The organism is Stenotrophomonas sp. YJH_SMC_54, from assembly GCF_059368435.1.
Genome location: NZ_JCAFRS010000013.1, coordinates 78,659 through 93,642 on the forward strand (window position 1 = coordinate 78,659; position 14,984 = coordinate 93,642).

A 14,984-nucleotide genomic window follows, 5' to 3' on the forward strand; every position below is an offset into this window, starting at 1 on the left:
CAGTCGACTCTACCCCGTCGACATCCCCGTCGGTGTTTTCGTTGGTATTTGCGCGATCAGCGGCGCACGTAGTGCGCGAAGCGGAACGCGTAGGCATGGCGTTCGTCGGCCGGGTGCGGCTCGCTGCTCACTTCCCGCCAGTCCTGCATGTCGACTTCGGGGAAATGGGTATCAGCGGGGATTTCGGCATCCACCCAGGTCAGGTACAGGTCACTGGCCTGGTCCAGCAGCTGGTGGAAGATCTCGCCGCCGCCGATGATGCACAGCTCGCTGGCGCCCTCGCCTTCGGCAATCGCCTTCGCCTCGTCCAGCGACGCCACCGCGCGCATGCCCTCGAACGGCACCTGGCCGCTGCGGGTCAGCACCAGGTTGGTCCGTCCCGGCAGCACGCGGCCGATCGATTCGGCCGTCTTGCGGCCCATCAGGATCGGCTTGCCCAGGGTGAGCGCCTTGAAGTGCTTGAAATCATCCGGCAGGTGCCAGGGCATGGCATTGCCCTGACCGATGCCACGGTTGCGATCCAGCGCCACGATCATCGACAGCTTCATCGCGCTCATACCGCCACCGGCGCCTTGATGGCCGGGTGCGGATCGTAGCCGTCGATGCGGATGTCGTCGAACTGGAAGCCGAACAGATCGGTCACCTCCGGGTTCAACCACAGCTTGGGCAGCGCGCGCGGTTCACGCGACAGCTGCTCGCGCGCCTGCTCGAAGTGGTTCGAATACAGGTGCGCGTCGCCCAGCGTATGCACGAAATCGCCCACGCCCAGGCCGGTGGCCTGCGCCACCATGTGGGTCAGCAGCGCGTAGCTGGCGATGTTGAACGGCACGCCGAGGAAGATGTCGCCGCTGCGCTGGTACAGCTGGCAGCTGAGCTTGCCGTCCACCACGTAGAACTGGAACAGGTTGTGGCACGGCATCAGCGCCATCTGCGAAAGCTCGCCCACGTTCCAGGCGCTGACCACCAGCCGCCGCGAATCGGGGTTGCGCTTGATCTCGTCGACCAGCCACTGCATCTGGTCGATCTCACGGCCATCGGCGGTGGCCCAGCTGCGCCACTGCTTGCCGTAGACCGGGCCGAGATCGCCGTTCTCGTCGGCCCACTCGTCCCAGATCCGCACCTGGTTGTCCTTCAGGTAGCCGATGTTGGTGTCGCCCTTCAGGAACCACAGCAGCTCGTGGATGATCGAGCGCAGGTGCAGCTTCTTGGTGGTGACCAGCGGGAAGCCGTCGGCCAGGTTGAAACGCATCTGCCAGCCAAACACGCTGCGGGTGCCGGTGCCGGTGCGATCGCTCTTCTCGGCGCCGTGCTCGAGCACATGCGAGAGCAGGTCCAGGTAAGCCTTCATGCCTTGCCCCCGGCAGCCACCGGCAGCTGCGGCTGCAGTACCGGCGCACGGCGCGACATCGCCAGCAGTACCAGGCCGAAGGCAATCAGCGGCAGGCTGAGGATCTGGCCACGGGTCAGCCAGTCGAAGGCCACGTAGACGCCGTTGTCGGGCATGCGCACGAACTCCACCGCGAAGCGGAACAGTCCGTACATCAGCGCGAACAGACCGCCGACCAGGTAACGGTGACGCAGCTTGGCCGACACGGCCCACAGCACCACGAACATCACCAGGCCTTCCAGCAACGCTTCATACAGCTGCGACGGATGGCGCGCGAACTGGTTCAGCGCGCCGGTGGCGAACTGCGCCTGCAGGGTCGCGTGGTCCAGCTGGTTCAGCGGCGCCGGCAGGCCGGACGGGAACACCACGCCCCACGTGCCGTCGGTGTACTTGCCCCACAGCTCGGCGCCGATGAAGTTGCCGATGCGGCCGAAGCCCAGGCCCAGCGGCACCAGCGGCGCCATGAAATCCATGGTGTCGAAGAAATGCAGCTTGTGCTTGCGCGACCACCACCAGCAGGCGCCCAGCACGCCCAGCAGGCCGCCGTGGAAACTCATGCCGCCATCCCACACCTTGAACAGCAGCAGCGGGTTGTGCAGGAAATCGCCCAGCGCGTAGAACAGCATGTAGCCGATGCGCCCGCCCAGCACAACGCCGAGCATGGCGTAGAACAGCAGGTCGGAGAAACCATTGGCGTCGACGCCCGGCAGGCGGCCGGCGGCGATGCGCTTGCGTCCCAGCAGCCAGGCGGCGGTGAAGCCCAGCAGGTACATGATGCCGTACCAATGCACCTTGATCGGCCCCAGCGAGAGGGCGATGGGGTCGATGTCGTGGAAATAGATCATGGAAGGTGCCTTGCGGTTGAACGCCTATTCTCGGGCCAGTGCCGCCCCGGCTCAACCAAGGAGCTGGGGCGAGTTCGGCAACGCGTCATCGTTCGACCGGGTCGAGGCCGGAAAGTGCCCTTCGATCAGGCTGGAGACCTCGTCGATGGCATCCTGCAGCGCTTCCACCGGATGGGAGCCACGCAGGCCCTCGCGCAGGTGGGTGCAGACCCGCTGCCATTGTGCCGGGCTGACCCGGCCCTGCAGGCCACGGTCGGCGACGATCTCGATGGCGTGGTCGGCCAGCAGCAGGTAGATCAGCACACCGTTGTTGTTGGCGGTATCCCAGGTGCGCAGGCGCGCGAAGGCATGTTCGGCGGCCTGGCGCGGGGTGACCTTGTGCCACAGCGCGGCCAGCGGCAGGTCCGCTTCCACCGCGAACATCACCTGGCCACCGTGGCGCTGCTCACCGGCTGCGATGGCCTCGGTGATCGCCTGCAGCGTGGCCGGCGGGAACGCGCGCCGTACCGACGGCGAAAATACATGACGACACAGTCGTTGGATCATCACCAGCCCCCCGAAGCACCACCACCGCCGGAGCGGCCACCGCCGCCGCCCCAACCGCCGCCGCCGCCGAATCCACCGCCCCCGCCGAAGCCGCCTCCGCCGCCCCAGCTGCCACCGCCGCCCCAGCTGCCACCACCCCAGCCACCGCCACCGGCAAAGCGGCCCGGGTGACCGGAGAGCATGGCAACAATGAGGCCCACGACGCCAGCCAGGCCACTGGCGAGCAGTGTGGAGGTGAACAGGAATGCCGCCAGCGCCGCACCGGCACCGCCGAGCAGGCCACGCAGCGGACGCGGCACGCGCGAGAAGATCCCGCGCAGGATGCTGCCGGCGAACACACCGATGAACAGCGCCAGGAACCAGGTATCGCCACCACCACTGGGCTCACGCCCGCGATGGCCGCTGACCGGTGCCGGCAGCGCTTCCCCGTCGATCAGCTTGACCAGCACCGCCGTGGCGTCGGTGATGCCACCGGCGTAGTCGCCGCTGCGGAAGCGCGGCACCAGGTATTCCTGGATGACCCGGTTGGCGATGGCATCGGGAATCGCTCCCTCCAGACCATAACCGGGTTCAATGCGCACGCGCCGGTCGTCCTTGGCCACCACCAGCAGCACCCCGTCGTCCACGCCCTTGCGGCCGATCTGCCACTGGTCGAAGACCCGCGTGGTGTACTGCGCGATGTCTTCCGGCTGGGTCGTGGCTACCACCAGCACCTGCAGCTGGCTGCCCTTGCGCTGCTGAAGGTCCAGCGCCTGCTGTACCAGCGCCTGCTTCTGCGCGGCATCCAGCGTGCCGGTGGCGTCGACCACCGGCGAATCCAGCGCCGGAATCGGCGCCAGCTGCTGGGCGTGCGATGCCAGCGGCAGCCATAGCAGCAGGGCCAGCAGCGCAGTGGCCAGGCGCATCGATCAGTGCCCCGGCTGCGGTGCCGGCTGCTGCGGCGTGTTGCCGAAATCGACCGCCGGTGCGTTGGAGATCTGCGCTTCGTTTTCCACGGTGAAGTTCGGCTTGGTCTTGTAGCCGAAGAGCTTGGCGGTGATCACCTGCGGGAACGAGCGGATGTAGGTGTTGTAGTCCTGCACCTGCTGGATGTAGCGGCCGCGGGCGACGGTGATGCGGTTTTCAGTGCCTTCCAGCTGGGCCTGCAGGTCGCGGAAGTTCTGGTCCGACTTCAGCACCGGGTAGTTCTCGGTGACCACCAGCAGCCGCGACAGTGCGCTGCCGAGTTCACCCTGGGCCTGCTGGAACTGCTTGAGCGAGGCTTCGTCGTCGGCGTTGACGTTGATCTGGCCAACACGCGAGCGGGCGTTGGTGACTTCGGTCAGCACGCGCTCTTCCTGGCTGGCGAAGCCCTTCACGGTCTGCACCAGGTTGGGCACCAGATCGGCGCGGCGCTTGTACTGGTTGAGCACTTCGGACCAGCTGGCCTTGACCGCTTCATCCTTCTGCTGGATGGCGTTGTAGCCGCAGCCGGACAGCAGGGAGGCCAGCAGCATCAGGGGCAGGACACGGGTGAACAGGCGCATGGCGGAGGTTCCGGGTGGACTGGGCACCGAGCATGCCACGGTTCGGGTGAAAGACCGGCCATCGGGCGCCGCCCCCTCCGCGGTGGTTGGCGAGGCGGTGGTTGGCGAGGAAGCGTTATCGGGGTCGACCGGGAGGGTGGGTTGGCTGGGGGGCGCTGCAAGTACGTCCATGTAAGCTCGATCGCCGCATCCATGCGGCTCACGCCCCCAGCCAACCCACCCTCCCGGCCACGGACAATTTCCTGGGCACCGCGGGAAGATCAAAAGAAAAAAATCAAAAGCAAAACGCGGTTCTTCAGGCATTCGTGTCGACCAAGGTCGACACCTACCAGAGCGGGACGCCGTTCCGGCAGACCGCGGGAAATTGTCGAAGGCGGGGTGGGTCCGGTGGCGGGGGTGTCCGCGGCATGGATGCCGCGGCCAAGCCCCCAGGGACGGGTTTACGGCGTCCCCCGCCACCGGACCCACCCCGCCACCCCACGGGTAACCAGCTTTTGACGTTGACGTTGATTGCAGCGGGTGCAGGGCTGCAAGCCCTGCCGGAAACCCTCTCCCCTCAGCAGGCCTCAGCCACCGCAGTGCGCGGACGCCCCAGCCACGCCAGCAGCAGCCCCGATGCCGCCAGCAGGCCACCGGCCACCGGAATCGCCGCGTAACCCAAACCCGAGCTGATCACCGCACCCCCCAGCGCGGCACCCACCGCATTGCCCAGGTTGAACGCACCCACGTTGATCGATGACGCCAGGCCCGGCGCCTCGCTCGCCGCCTGCATCACCCGGATCTGCAGCGGCGGCACGATGGCGAAGGTCGCCGCGCCGAACAGCAGCACGCCCAGCGCCGCAGTGGCGTGGTGCATGAAGGCCAGCGGCAGCACGAACATCAGCACGGCCAGGACCGCCAGCAGGATGCGGGTCGCGCCATCAAGCGACCAGTCGGCCATGCGCCCACCGATGCCATTGCCAAACGTGAAGCCGATACCGATCAGGGCCAGCGACATCGCGATGAAGGTGTTGGAGGCGCCGGTCAGTTCGGTCAGCACCGGCGCCACGTAGGTGTACAGAGTGAACATCGCGCCCGCGCCGAGCACCGTGGTGCCCATCGCCAGCAGTACCTGCGGCTGCAGGATGGCCTTCAGTTCGCGGCGCACGTCCGGGCGCGGCCCCGGTGCAGATGCCGGCAGCGCGAAGCCGAGCGCGGTGATCGCAATCAGGCCCAGCACTGCAGTACCGGCGAAGGACAGGCGCCAGCCCAGTTGCTGGCCCACCCAGGTCGCCAGCGGCACGCCACCGATATTGGCGATGGTCAGGCCCATGAACATGGTGGCCACGGCGGCGGCCTGCTTGTCCTTCGGCACCAGGCTGGCGGCAACCACCGCACCGATGCCGAAGAAGGCACCGTGGTTGAGGCTGGTGACCAGGCGCGACAGCAACAGCAGGCCGTAGTTCGGGGCCAGTGCCGAGAGCAGGTTGCCGACCACGAAGATCGACATCAGCAGCATCAGCGCAGTGCGCTTGCCGAACCGTCCCATCAGCAGGGTCATCACCGGTGCGCCCAGCATCACGCCCACGGCGTAAGCGGTGATCAGCATGCCGGCAGTGGGAATGCCCACGCCCACGCCGTCGGCGATGACGGGCAGCAGGCCCATCGGCGCAAACTCGGTGGTTCCGATGGCGAAGGCGCCGACGGCAAGCGCCAGCAAGGCGGCTCTGGAATTCATGGGGGGGGTCCTGGGGGAGGGATTCGGGAGTGCGTAGCCTGCGCGCTTTGATGTGGCGGATTAAGCCTCGCCCCGGGAAAACACTGTTGATTCTGGTTCACAAGTGGGGCACGGAAACCCGCTACAAGTGCAAAAACCGCAGCGCCGTAGCAGAGCCGTGCCCCCCACAAACGCAGAACCCCCGGCCGGGCCGGGGGTTCTGAGGGACTTACATGCCAGAGGCGCTTACCAGTTACCAGCGCCCGGCACGTTGTGCTCGCGCGCGCGACGGCGCATCAGCAGGTTCAGCCATTCCACCAGCACCGAGAAGCCCATCGCGGCGTAGATGTAGGGCTTGGGCACGTGCACGTCCAGGCCGTCCAGGATCAGCACCGCACCGATCATCAGGATGAAGGCCAGCGCCAGCATCTTCACGGTCGGGTTGGCGTCGATGAAGCGGCCCAGCGGGTTGGCGGCCAGCAGCATCACCAACACCGACAGCAGGATGGCGGCGACCATGACCGGGATGTGGTCGGCGATGCCAACTGCGGTGATCACCGAGTCCAGCGAGAACACGATGTCGATCACCGCGATCTGCGCGATCACGTAGCCGAACACGGCCGAGGCCTTGGTGGTGCTCGGATCTTCATCCTCGCCGCCGCTGATCAGTTCCTTGATCTCCATGCAGCCCTTGATGATCAGGAACAGGCCACCGACGATCAGCACCAGGTCACGGATGGAGATGCCCATGCCGGCCACCGTGAACAGGTTGGCCGCCATGTGCGCCAGATACGCCAGCGACACCAGCAGACCGATACGGGTGATACAGGCCACCGCGATGCCGAGCCGGCGCGCGAACGGGCGGCGGTGCTCTGGCAGCTTGCTGACGGCGATGGAGATGAACACCAGGTTGTCGATGCCGAGCACGATTTCCAGCGCGCTCAGCGTGAACAGGGTCAACCAGACATTCGGATCGGCAAGAAACTCAAGGGACATGGGAAGTCTTCAACAAGGGGGAATGGGGATCAGCCGTAATTGCCGGCCATTGCATGCGGGACCACGACCAGCGCCCAGCACAGAAGCACGTTCATCATCAGCACGAAGACCGCCGCCGAGCCCATGTCCTTGGCGCGGCCGGCCAGCTCGTGGATCTCGCTGCCGTAACGTTCGATCACCGCTTCGATGGCCGAGTTGGCCAGTTCCATCGCCAGCACCAGCAGCATCGAACCGATCATCAGCGCACGCTCGACCGGCGTCTGCCCCAGCCAGACCGCGACCGGCGCCAACAGGATCAGCAGGTAGACCTCCAGCCGGAACGACGATTCGTGCAGCCAGGCGGCGCGCAGGCCCTGCCAGGACCAGCGGGCGGCCTGGAAGATGCGGCGCGGGCCGCGCGGCAGATGGCCGAACTGATCAGCCACGGGTGGAACATCCAGCAATAGGGGCGCGGCGCAGCGACCGCTCAGACGCACGGCAGGGAATCATGGGTGCACAGGAATAGGCAGATGGCCGCCATTTTGCCACAAGGCCGCCAGCCGCATCCCGGCGCCGGCCCGGTGAATGGACTGCCAGGGGCAAGCCCCGGCCCGCCCCAGCTTCTATGATGGCGTTCCCTTCCCTGCTGGAGCGCCTGATGTCCCGTCGCCGTACCTGCCTGCTGATGCTGGGCCTGCTGACCGCCGCACCGCTGGCCCAGGCCCTGGGCCCGACCACGTCGCCCCGGGTACCCGAACAGGTCTCCAACGTGGCCTGGGCCAGCGACATGGCCCGGTTCGCCAGCGCCGACCAGGCCAACCCGCCGCCCCGCGGTGGCATCGAATTCATCGGCAGCTCCTCCATCCGCTTCTGGGAGAGCCTGGCCACCGACTTCCCCGGCCAGCCTGTATTCAACCGCGGTTTCGGCGGCTCGGAAGTGCGTGACAGCACTTGGTATGCCGGCCAGATCGTGGTGCCGTATGCGCCGTGCAAGGTGTTCTTCTACGCCGGTGACAACGACCTCAACAGCGGCCGCACCGCGACCCAGGTGCGCGACGACGTGGTCGCCTTCGTGCAGCGCGTGCATCGCGACCTGCCGAAGACCAAGGTCGAGTACCTGTCGATCAAGCCGAGCCCGTCGCGGGCGCACCTGCTGCCGGCGATCAACGAGGCCAACACGCTGATCAAGGCCGCGCTGGCCAAGCTGCCCAACACCGGCTTCACCGACATCTACACGCCGATGCTGCGCGCGGATGGCCAGCCGGATGCAACGCTGTTCCGCGAGGACATGCTGCACATGACCCCGGCCGGCTATGACATCTGGACCAAGGCGCTGGCGCCGAAGGTCAACTGCAACTGAGCAACCCCATCCACGCATGGCGTGGATGTACTGCGGATCGCGGGAAACTGTCGAAGGCGGGGCGGTATGGGTTTGCAGGACCGTTGGCGCCATGGATGGCGCCATCGAGCCCCCATGGGTGAGGGCGCTTTGCTTGCGAAGCACTGCTTCGCAAGCGCCCGAACGCACAGCCGCCAGCGGCTGGGCCGGACCCCGGAGGGGGGTTTACGGCGTGTCCTGCAAACCCACACCGCCCCGCCATTCCACGGAATGCCCGCTTTTGATGTTGATGTTGCCTCGGCGGGTGCCGGGCGCAGCCCGGCAAAATCCCTCTACCGGAAGATCACCGTTGCCTCGGTGCCCTGACCCGGCTCGCTGGCCAAGCTGACCTTCCAGCCGAAGCGATCACACAGCCTGCGTACGATCGACAGGCCCAAGCCGGTACCCTGCGGCCGGCTGGGTTCGGCGCGATAGAACGGTTCGAACGCCCGTGACAGCGCTTCGGGGGACATGCCGATGCCGGTATCGTGCACCACCACCCGGTCGTTGTGCACATGCACGTCGATGCGCCCCTCGTCGGTGTAGCTGCATGCATTGCGCACCAGGTTGCTGACCACCACCTGCAGCACCCGCGGCGGCGCATGCAGCTGCACCGGGCCATCGCTGTGCAGGTGCACCGACACCGGGCGAGCCCCCAGCAGTTCGTTGGCGTTGTCCACTTCATAGCGGACGATGTCGTTGACGTCGAACAGCTCGATCTGCGGTTCGACGTCTGCCTCGCGGGCCAGGATCAGGAACGCATCGATCACCGCTTCCATGTCGCGGCCGGCCCGCTGGATGCGCTGCAGGCTGCGGCGCAGGCGCGGCTGCAGGCTTTCATCACCCAGTGCCATGTCGCTGGCAACGCGGATGACGGTCAGCGGCGTGCGCAGTTCATGGCTGGCATCGCGGGTGAAGTTGCGCTCGCGTGCCACGTGCGCGCTGACCCGGTTGGCCAGCGAGTGCAACGCGGCCGCCAGCTGCCGGGTCTCGCCCTGCATGTCCGCCGGCAGCTTGTTGGGCTCCAGGTCGGCCGCTTCCGGATGCCCCGGGTCCCAGCGCGAGACGCGCCGAGCCAGCCAGTTCACCGGCGACACCAGGCGCTTGGACGCGCGGTAGGTCACCCAGCTGGCGCCATACACCGCCAGCAGGGTCAGCAGCACCGGCACGATGCCGAACCAGAACGCCAGCATCTCTGCGCGCGAGCGCAGGAACACCAGGTACAGGCGGCCAGCCGGGCGCACATCAACCAGCACCAGCTGGTCGTCCTTGGGCAGTTCGTGGAAGCCGGGCTCCAGATTGCGCAGGTTGGCCGGCAACGACAGTGCCGACTGCCCGCTTTCCAGCAGGTAGCCGCGGATGTTCTGGGTATTGGGCGGTGGCTGCACCGGGGACGCTTCGTGCAGCGTCCAGTAGTACGCCGCCTCCTCGCGCAGGGCAGCGCCCACCAGGCTGTGCTTGATCACCAGCGAGACCAGCCACGCACCCAGCAGGATACCCAGGCTGGCCAGCACTGCCTGCAGGATGAAGGCGATACGGATCTTGCGCGGCAGGCCGTGCGGCATTGCGGAGTCCCGGTCAGAGCGCTGCGATTATAGGCAGCGCGCCACGCCGTGCGGGTGCATGGGCGATGACCGGCGGCAACGCCGGCCGGTCATGCCCTGCCCTCGTACGTGGCCACAACCCGGCCGGGCCTGCTGCTGCACCGGCGAGTATCCTGCTCAGGCCATCGGCTGGGCGATGTCGGCAATGCGGTAGCCGGCACTCTGCACGGTGTGCAGCAGCGGACGGTCGAACGGCTTGTCGATGATCTTGCGCAGGTTGTACAGGTGGCTGCGCAGGGTGTCCGAATCCGGCAGGCCATTGCCCCAGATCTCGCGCTCGATCTCCTGGCGGGTGACCACGCGCGGCGATTCGCGCATCAGGATGGTCAGAAGGCGCAGGCCGATCGGCGAAAGCTGCAGCTCGGTGCCGGCACGGGTCGCACGCATGCTGACCGGATCGAGCACCAGGTCGGCCACCTTCAGCACTTCCGAACCGACCTGGCGACGTTCGCGACGGATCAGCGCGCGCAGGCGGGCTTCCAGCTCCTGGATCGCGAACGGCTTGGTCAGGTAGTCATCGGCACCGAAACCCAGGCCGGTGAGCTTGTCGTCCAGCGTGTCGCGTGCCGTGAGCATCAGCACCGGGGTGGACTTGCGCGCATCGTTGCGCAGGCGACGGCACACTTCGATGCCATCCAGGCGCGGCAACATCAAGTCGAGCACCACGACGTCATAGCTGTTCTCCGCCGCAAGGCGGTAGCCATCCAGGCCGTCCTGTGCATAGTCGACTTCGAAGCCGCGACCTTCCAGGTATTCCCCGATCATCTCGGAGATGTTGCGGTTGTCTTCGACCACCAGCACCAAGCCGGAGGTCTCCTTCGTCTGACGCATGTGATTCCCTCTAACTTCAGCTTTGTGAAACATGCCGGATCGACGGTGGACGCGATGTGAAGTTCCGTCAAGAGGTAAACAAACGGTTCAGAGCAGCGGCCTCAGCAGCGGCCAGACGTTGTCCAGCACCTTTGGCTGCGCCTGTGCGGTCGGGTGCAGGCCGTCGGCCTGCATCATGCCCGGCTGCAGGGCGACGCCCTCCAGCAGGAAGGGCAGCAGCGGCACCTTGTACTGCGTGGCCAGCGCCCTGTAGGCCGCCGCCAGGCGCTGGCGATAGGCCGGCCCGTAGTTGGGCGGCACGTCAATGCCCAGCAGCAGCACCTTCGCGCCGGCCTTCTGGCTGGCCTGCACCATCTTTCCCAGGTTGCCCTGCACCTGCGCCGGGGTCAGCCCGCGCAGTGCGTCGTTGCCGCCAAGGGCGATCACTACCACGGTCGGCTTTTCCTTCGCCAGCAGGGCCGGCAGGCGGGTGAGTGCGCCGGCGGTGGTCTCGCCGCTCATGCTGGCGTTGACGATGCGCGCCGGGGTTTTCGACTGCTGCCTGACCCGCTGCTGCAGCAGGCTGACCCAGCCGGCGTCGGCAGGGATATTGTGGGCAGCACTGAGGCTGTCGCCGAGCACCAGCACGGTGCCGGCCGGACTTTTGGCACAGGCCAGCCCCGGCAACAGCAGGAACCCTAGCAGCAGCACCATCATCGCGCCGGCTCGCCGGCTCCATCCCGTCTTGCGCATTGGAGTCTCCTCATCGACAGCCTGTCCCCCCGCAGCGCGCCCGTCGCCATCGCCGTCGACCAGGTCGGCAAGTCCGTGCAGGGCCCGGAGGGTGAAGTCCACATACTGGACAACATCACCCTGACGGTCCATGAAGGCACCAGCGTGGCCATCGTCGGCGCCTCCGGTTCCGGCAAGACCACCCTGCTCGGCCTGCTGGCCGGGCTGGACCTGCCCAGTCGCGGCCGCATCGCGCTGGCTGGCCAGGACCTGTCGGCGCTGGACGAGGAGGCCCGCGCCCAGCTGCGCGCGCTTGAGGTCGGCTTCGTGTTCCAGAGTTTCCACCTGCTGCCGGCGCTGACCGCCGCCGAGAATGTCGCGCTGCCGCTGGAGCTGGCCGGGCGCGAGGACCGAGCGCGGGTCGATGAAGTGCTGGCCCAGGTCGGGCTGGCCCATCGCGCCCGCCACTATCCGCGCCAGTTGTCGGGCGGCGAGCAGCAGCGCGTGGCATTGGCACGTGCGTTCGTCACCCGTCCGCGCATCCTGTTCGCCGACGAACCGACCGGCTCGCTGGACCACGCCACCGGCCAGCACATCAGCGACCTGCTGTTCGAACTCAACGCCGGCAGCGGCACCACCCTGGTGCTGGTCACCCACGACCTGCGCCTGGCCCAGCGTTGCCAGTACATCCACCGCATCGACGACGGCCGCCTGCTGCCGGTCGAGCGTGGGGCGCAGGCATGAACCTGCTGCGGCATGCGTGGCGCGCGCTGCGCCGCGAGGCGCTGGCCGGTGACCTGCTGACCGTGTTCGCCGCACTGGTGCTGGGCGTGGCGGTGATGACCGCGGTCGGCACGCTGGTGAACCGGGTCAACCTGGCACTGACCGGCAGCGCGGCGGAAATGCTCGGCGGCGACCTCGGCATCGCCGGGCGCGATGACCCGCCGCAGGCATTCGCCGACGAGGCGCAGCGGCGTGGACTGGCCTTCACCCGCATCGCCAGCTTCGGCAGCGTGCTGTTCAACGGTGATGCCAGCCAGATGGCCAGCATCAAGGCGGTGCAGGCGGGCTATCCGCTGCGTGGCACGCTGCGGGTGCGCAGCACGCCCGGTGGCGCGCTGATCGCCAACGCCGGCATGCCGCCCAAGGGCCAGGCCTATGCCGACCCGCGCCTGCTGCAGGGGCTGGGACTGAAGGCCGGCGACGATCTCGAGTTCGGCGCTGGCACGCTGCGCATCGCCGGCATCATCGAGGCCGAACCGGATACCGGTGGCGACCTGCTGACGCTCTCCCCCACCCTGCTGGTCAACCGCGCCGATGTGGAAGGCACCGGCCTGCTTGGCCCCGGCAGCCGCATCAACTACCGGCTGATGTTTGCAGGACCGGCAGGACAGGTCGCGTCCCTGCGCCAGTGGCTGCTGCCACAGGTAAAAGGCCTTCGCCTGCTGAGCGTGGACGACACCCAGCGCGGTGTGCGCCAGGCCTTCGATCTGGCCGGGCGCTTCCTCGGCCTGAGCGCACTGCTGGCGGTATTGCTGACCGGTGTGGCTACGGCGCTGGCGGCCAACCGCTTCGCCCTGCGCCGCATCGACCAGGTGGCGATCCTGCGCTGCCTGGGCGCGCGCCAGCGCGACATCCTGCTTGGCCTGGCGCTGCAGCTGCTGATGCTGGCGGTGCCGGCCTGTGCGCTCGGCATCGGCTTGGGCATGGCCGCGCAGGAAGGCCTGGTGCAGGTGCTGGGTAGCCTGGTGCCGCAGCGCTTGCCGCTACCCGAGGCAATGCCGGCGCTGACCGGCGCCGGCATCGGCCTGTTGCTGCTGTTCGGCTTCGGCCTGCCGCCGCTGCTGCGCCTGCGCGGGGTGCCGCCGATGCGCGTGCTCAACCGCTCCTTCGCCGCCCTGCCCCCGGCCTCGCTGCTGGCCTACGTAGCAGCGCTGGCGGCGAGCCTGCTGCTGGCGGTGCAGGTGACCGGTGATCTCAAGCTGGCGCTATGGGTGCTGGGCGGCCTGGCCGCGTTGGCGGTCGCGGCCGGAGTGGTCGGCTTCGTGCTGCTGCAGCTGCTGCGCGGCCTGCAGCACCGCCTGCACGGCCACTGGCGGCTGGGCCTGGCGGCGCTGACCCGGCGCCGGATGCTGGCGGTGATGCAACTGGTCGGGCTGTCGTTGTCGCTGTGCGCGCTGTTGCTGCTGGCGGTGACCGGCCCCGGCCTGCTGCAGCAATGGCGCGAACGCCTGCCCGCGGATACGCCGAACTACTTCCTGATCAACATCCAGCCCGAACAGCGCGACAGCGTGCTGGCCGCGCTGCGTGGACTGGGCGCCAACGACGCCAGCATCGAACCGATGGCCACCGGCCGCCTGATCGCGATCAACGGCAAGCCGCCGCTGCGCGTGGATCGCGAGCCCGGTCAGGACGGACAAGCGGCACAGGGCGAAGCCCAGCGCGATGATGACGACGAGAACCGGCCGTTGAACTTCAGCTGGCGCAGCAGCTTCCCGCCGGCCAACACGCTGATGAACGGCACCTTCTGGACGCCCGACAGCACGGCGGCGGAGGCGTCGGTTGAAATCGGCTGGGCCAAGCGCTACGGCGTGTATCCGGGCGACCGCATCACCATTGCAGTAGGCGAGCAGAAGCGCGAGTTCACCGTCACCAGTGTGCGCAAGGCCGACTGGAACACCTTCCGGCCGAACTTCTTCGTGCTGCTGAATCCGAATGCGGTGGGCGACACCCCGCACAACCTGCTGTCGGCGTTTCATCTGCCGGCCGGCAAGGCAGCCGGGCTGGGCGAGCTGGTGCGCGCGCAGCCCAACCTTTCGCTGCTGGACGTGGACGCGGTGATCTCGCAGGTGCGCGATGTGATGGAACGGGTGGCACAGGCGGTGCAGCTGGTGATGGTGTTCAGCCTGCTGGCCGGCGTGCTGGTGCTGCTGGCCGCGCTGCAGGCCACGGCGGGCGAGCGCCGCTACGACAGCGCGGTGCTGCGCACGCTGGGCGCGACCCGGCGCCAGCTGCGTGGCGCGGTACTGGTGGAATTCGGCGCGCTGGGCACGCTGGCCGCGTTGCTGGCGGTGGGCGCCGCGGCTGTGATCGGCGTGGCGGTCTCGCAGAAGGTGTTCGAGCTGCCGTTGCTGCCGCCGTGGCCGGGCCTGCTGGTCGGCGGCGTGGTCGGCATCGGGCTGAGCCTGCTGGCGGGCTGGTGGGGTACGCGGGCGATCCTGCATACGCCACCGGCATTGGCGCTGCGCGAGGCCTGAGGCGGCGCCGAACCGGGGCGCGTGCCGAGCAAGCTCGGCACCTACCAAGAGCCCAGGACGGCGCTGCCAGTGTTCAAGGAACAAGCGCATCCACGCATGGCGTGGATCTTATCTCTTGCCAATCTGGCACCTTGGGTGCCGAGAGCCCGGCGTGGGCGACCGTGTGGATCCAGGTCTTGCGACCGAGAAGTAGCTTGGGTCCCCACGCCGGATTCTCCCTGAACCGCC

15 protein-coding genes are annotated in these 14,984 nt (G+C 67.8%); 3 read left to right on the forward strand and 12 right to left on the reverse strand.

Going from position 1 to position 14,984, the window contains the following annotated elements:
- Nucleotides 1-56: 56 nt before the first annotated feature.
- The 9 genes from AC5P5S_RS15100 to AC5P5S_RS15140 all read right to left on the reverse strand — a co-directional run bounded on the left by AC5P5S_RS15100 (nucleotide 57) and on the right by AC5P5S_RS15140 (nucleotide 7,421).
- On the reverse strand, nucleotides 57-548 hold the full coding sequence (locus AC5P5S_RS15100) for a dihydrofolate reductase (RefSeq protein WP_024958640.1): 492 nt from the start codon (nucleotides 546-548) through the stop codon (nucleotides 57-59).
- A 5-nt stretch (nucleotides 549-553) separates the two neighbouring features.
- Entirely contained in the window at nucleotides 554-1,348 is a 795-nt protein-coding gene (locus AC5P5S_RS15105) for a thymidylate synthase (protein WP_012479193.1), read from the reverse strand.
- On the reverse strand, nucleotides 1,345-2,232 hold the full coding sequence (gene lgt, locus AC5P5S_RS15110; RefSeq protein ID WP_062607767.1) for a prolipoprotein diacylglyceryl transferase: 888 nt from the start codon (nucleotides 2,230-2,232) through the stop codon (nucleotides 1,345-1,347). The genes AC5P5S_RS15105 and lgt overlap by 4 nt, the downstream gene beginning before the upstream one ends.
- Nucleotides 2,233-2,283: 51 nt before the next feature.
- Entirely contained in the window at nucleotides 2,284-2,778 is a 495-nt protein-coding gene (locus tag AC5P5S_RS15115) for a TPM domain-containing protein (protein ID WP_005408131.1), read from the reverse strand.
- The gene (locus AC5P5S_RS15120; protein WP_062607769.1) at nucleotides 2,778-3,683 is read right to left on the reverse strand and encodes a TPM domain-containing protein; all 906 of its coding nucleotides are present in this window, start codon (nucleotides 3,681-3,683) and stop codon (nucleotides 2,778-2,780) included. The genes AC5P5S_RS15115 and AC5P5S_RS15120 overlap by 1 nt, the downstream gene beginning before the upstream one ends.
- 3 nt (nucleotides 3,684-3,686) lie before the next feature.
- Nucleotides 3,687-4,304, reverse strand: a complete 618-nt coding sequence (locus tag AC5P5S_RS15125; protein WP_005408129.1) for a LemA family protein — start codon at nucleotides 4,302-4,304, stop codon at nucleotides 3,687-3,689.
- A 556-nt stretch (nucleotides 4,305-4,860) separates the two neighbouring features.
- Complete coding sequence (locus AC5P5S_RS15130) at nucleotides 4,861-6,021, reverse strand: MFS transporter (protein ID WP_012479186.1); 1,161 nt, start codon at nucleotides 6,019-6,021, stop codon at nucleotides 4,861-4,863.
- A gap of 225 nt (nucleotides 6,022-6,246) precedes the next feature.
- The gene (locus tag AC5P5S_RS15135) at nucleotides 6,247-6,996 is read right to left on the reverse strand and encodes a TerC family protein (RefSeq protein WP_049418805.1); all 750 of its coding nucleotides are present in this window, start codon (nucleotides 6,994-6,996) and stop codon (nucleotides 6,247-6,249) included.
- Between the two features lie 29 nt (nucleotides 6,997-7,025).
- The gene (locus tag AC5P5S_RS15140; protein WP_049418807.1) at nucleotides 7,026-7,421 is read right to left on the reverse strand and encodes a diacylglycerol kinase; all 396 of its coding nucleotides are present in this window, start codon (nucleotides 7,419-7,421) and stop codon (nucleotides 7,026-7,028) included.
- A gap of 212 nt (nucleotides 7,422-7,633) precedes the next feature.
- On the opposite strand from AC5P5S_RS15140, the gene AC5P5S_RS15145 reads away from it, so the two are divergent.
- On the forward strand, nucleotides 7,634-8,335 hold the full coding sequence (locus tag AC5P5S_RS15145; RefSeq protein ID WP_062607784.1) for an SGNH/GDSL hydrolase family protein: 702 nt from the start codon (nucleotides 7,634-7,636) through the stop codon (nucleotides 8,333-8,335).
- 311 nt (nucleotides 8,336-8,646) lie between these two features.
- Here the strand turns inward: AC5P5S_RS15145 and AC5P5S_RS15150 are convergent, their stop codons facing one another.
- The 3 genes from AC5P5S_RS15150 to AC5P5S_RS15160 form a co-directional block, all read right to left on the reverse strand.
- Nucleotides 8,647-9,918: a sensor histidine kinase gene (locus AC5P5S_RS15150; protein ID WP_005412286.1), complete on the reverse strand. Its 1,272-nt coding sequence runs from the start codon at nucleotides 9,916-9,918 to the stop codon at nucleotides 8,647-8,649.
- Between the two features lie 156 nt (nucleotides 9,919-10,074).
- A complete protein-coding gene (locus AC5P5S_RS15155; protein ID WP_002811889.1) occupies nucleotides 10,075-10,788 on the reverse strand; it encodes a response regulator transcription factor in 714 nt (237 codons plus the stop codon).
- A gap of 87 nt (nucleotides 10,789-10,875) precedes the next feature.
- Nucleotides 10,876-11,520 (reverse strand): arylesterase, encoded by a 645-nt coding sequence (locus AC5P5S_RS15160; protein ID WP_062607771.1) that lies wholly within the window; start codon nucleotides 11,518-11,520, stop codon nucleotides 10,876-10,878.
- 75 nt (nucleotides 11,521-11,595) lie between these two features.
- On the opposite strand from AC5P5S_RS15160, the gene AC5P5S_RS15165 reads away from it, so the two are divergent.
- Nucleotides 11,596-12,243, forward strand: coding sequence for an ABC transporter ATP-binding protein (locus tag AC5P5S_RS15165; RefSeq protein WP_062607772.1), 648 nt, complete (start codon nucleotides 11,596-11,598; stop codon nucleotides 12,241-12,243).
- Complete coding sequence (locus AC5P5S_RS15170) at nucleotides 12,240-14,756, forward strand: ABC transporter permease (RefSeq protein WP_062607773.1); 2,517 nt, start codon at nucleotides 12,240-12,242, stop codon at nucleotides 14,754-14,756. Before AC5P5S_RS15165 ends, AC5P5S_RS15170 begins: the two co-directional genes overlap by 4 nt.
- The last annotated feature ends 228 nt before the right edge of the window (nucleotides 14,757-14,984 follow it).

Excerpts from the sequence above, each read along its gene's own strand:
- AC5P5S_RS15100 (WP_024958640.1), bottom strand. The coding sequence starts at position 548 with ATGAAGCTGTCGATGATCGTGGCGCTGGATCGCAACCGTGGCATCGGT.
- AC5P5S_RS15105 (WP_012479193.1), bottom strand. The coding sequence starts at position 1,348 with ATGAAGGCTTACCTGGACCTGCTCTCGCATGTGCTCGAGCACGGCGCC.
- lgt (WP_062607767.1), bottom strand. The coding sequence starts at position 2,232 with ATGATCTATTTCCACGACATCGACCCCATCGCCCTCTCGCTGGGGCCG.
- AC5P5S_RS15115 (WP_005408131.1), bottom strand. The coding sequence starts at position 2,778 with ATGATCCAACGACTGTGTCGTCATGTATTTTCGCCGTCGGTACGGCGC.
- AC5P5S_RS15120 (WP_062607769.1), bottom strand. The coding sequence starts at position 3,683 with ATGCGCCTGGCCACTGCGCTGCTGGCCCTGCTGCTATGGCTGCCGCTG.
- AC5P5S_RS15125 (WP_005408129.1), bottom strand. The coding sequence starts at position 4,304 with ATGCGCCTGTTCACCCGTGTCCTGCCCCTGATGCTGCTGGCCTCCCTG.
- AC5P5S_RS15130 (WP_012479186.1), bottom strand. The coding sequence starts at position 6,021 with ATGAATTCCAGAGCCGCCTTGCTGGCGCTTGCCGTCGGCGCCTTCGCC.
- AC5P5S_RS15135 (WP_049418805.1), bottom strand. The coding sequence starts at position 6,996 with ATGTCCCTTGAGTTTCTTGCCGATCCGAATGTCTGGTTGACCCTGTTC.
- AC5P5S_RS15145 (WP_062607784.1), top strand. The coding sequence starts at position 7,634 with ATGTCCCGTCGCCGTACCTGCCTGCTGATGCTGGGCCTGCTGACCGCC.
- AC5P5S_RS15150 (WP_005412286.1), bottom strand. The coding sequence starts at position 9,918 with ATGCCGCACGGCCTGCCGCGCAAGATCCGTATCGCCTTCATCCTGCAG.
- AC5P5S_RS15155 (WP_002811889.1), bottom strand. The coding sequence starts at position 10,788 with ATGCGTCAGACGAAGGAGACCTCCGGCTTGGTGCTGGTGGTCGAAGAC.
- AC5P5S_RS15160 (WP_062607771.1), bottom strand. The coding sequence starts at position 11,520 with ATGCGCAAGACGGGATGGAGCCGGCGAGCCGGCGCGATGATGGTGCTG.
- AC5P5S_RS15170 (WP_062607773.1), top strand. The coding sequence starts at position 12,240 with ATGAACCTGCTGCGGCATGCGTGGCGCGCGCTGCGCCGCGAGGCGCTG.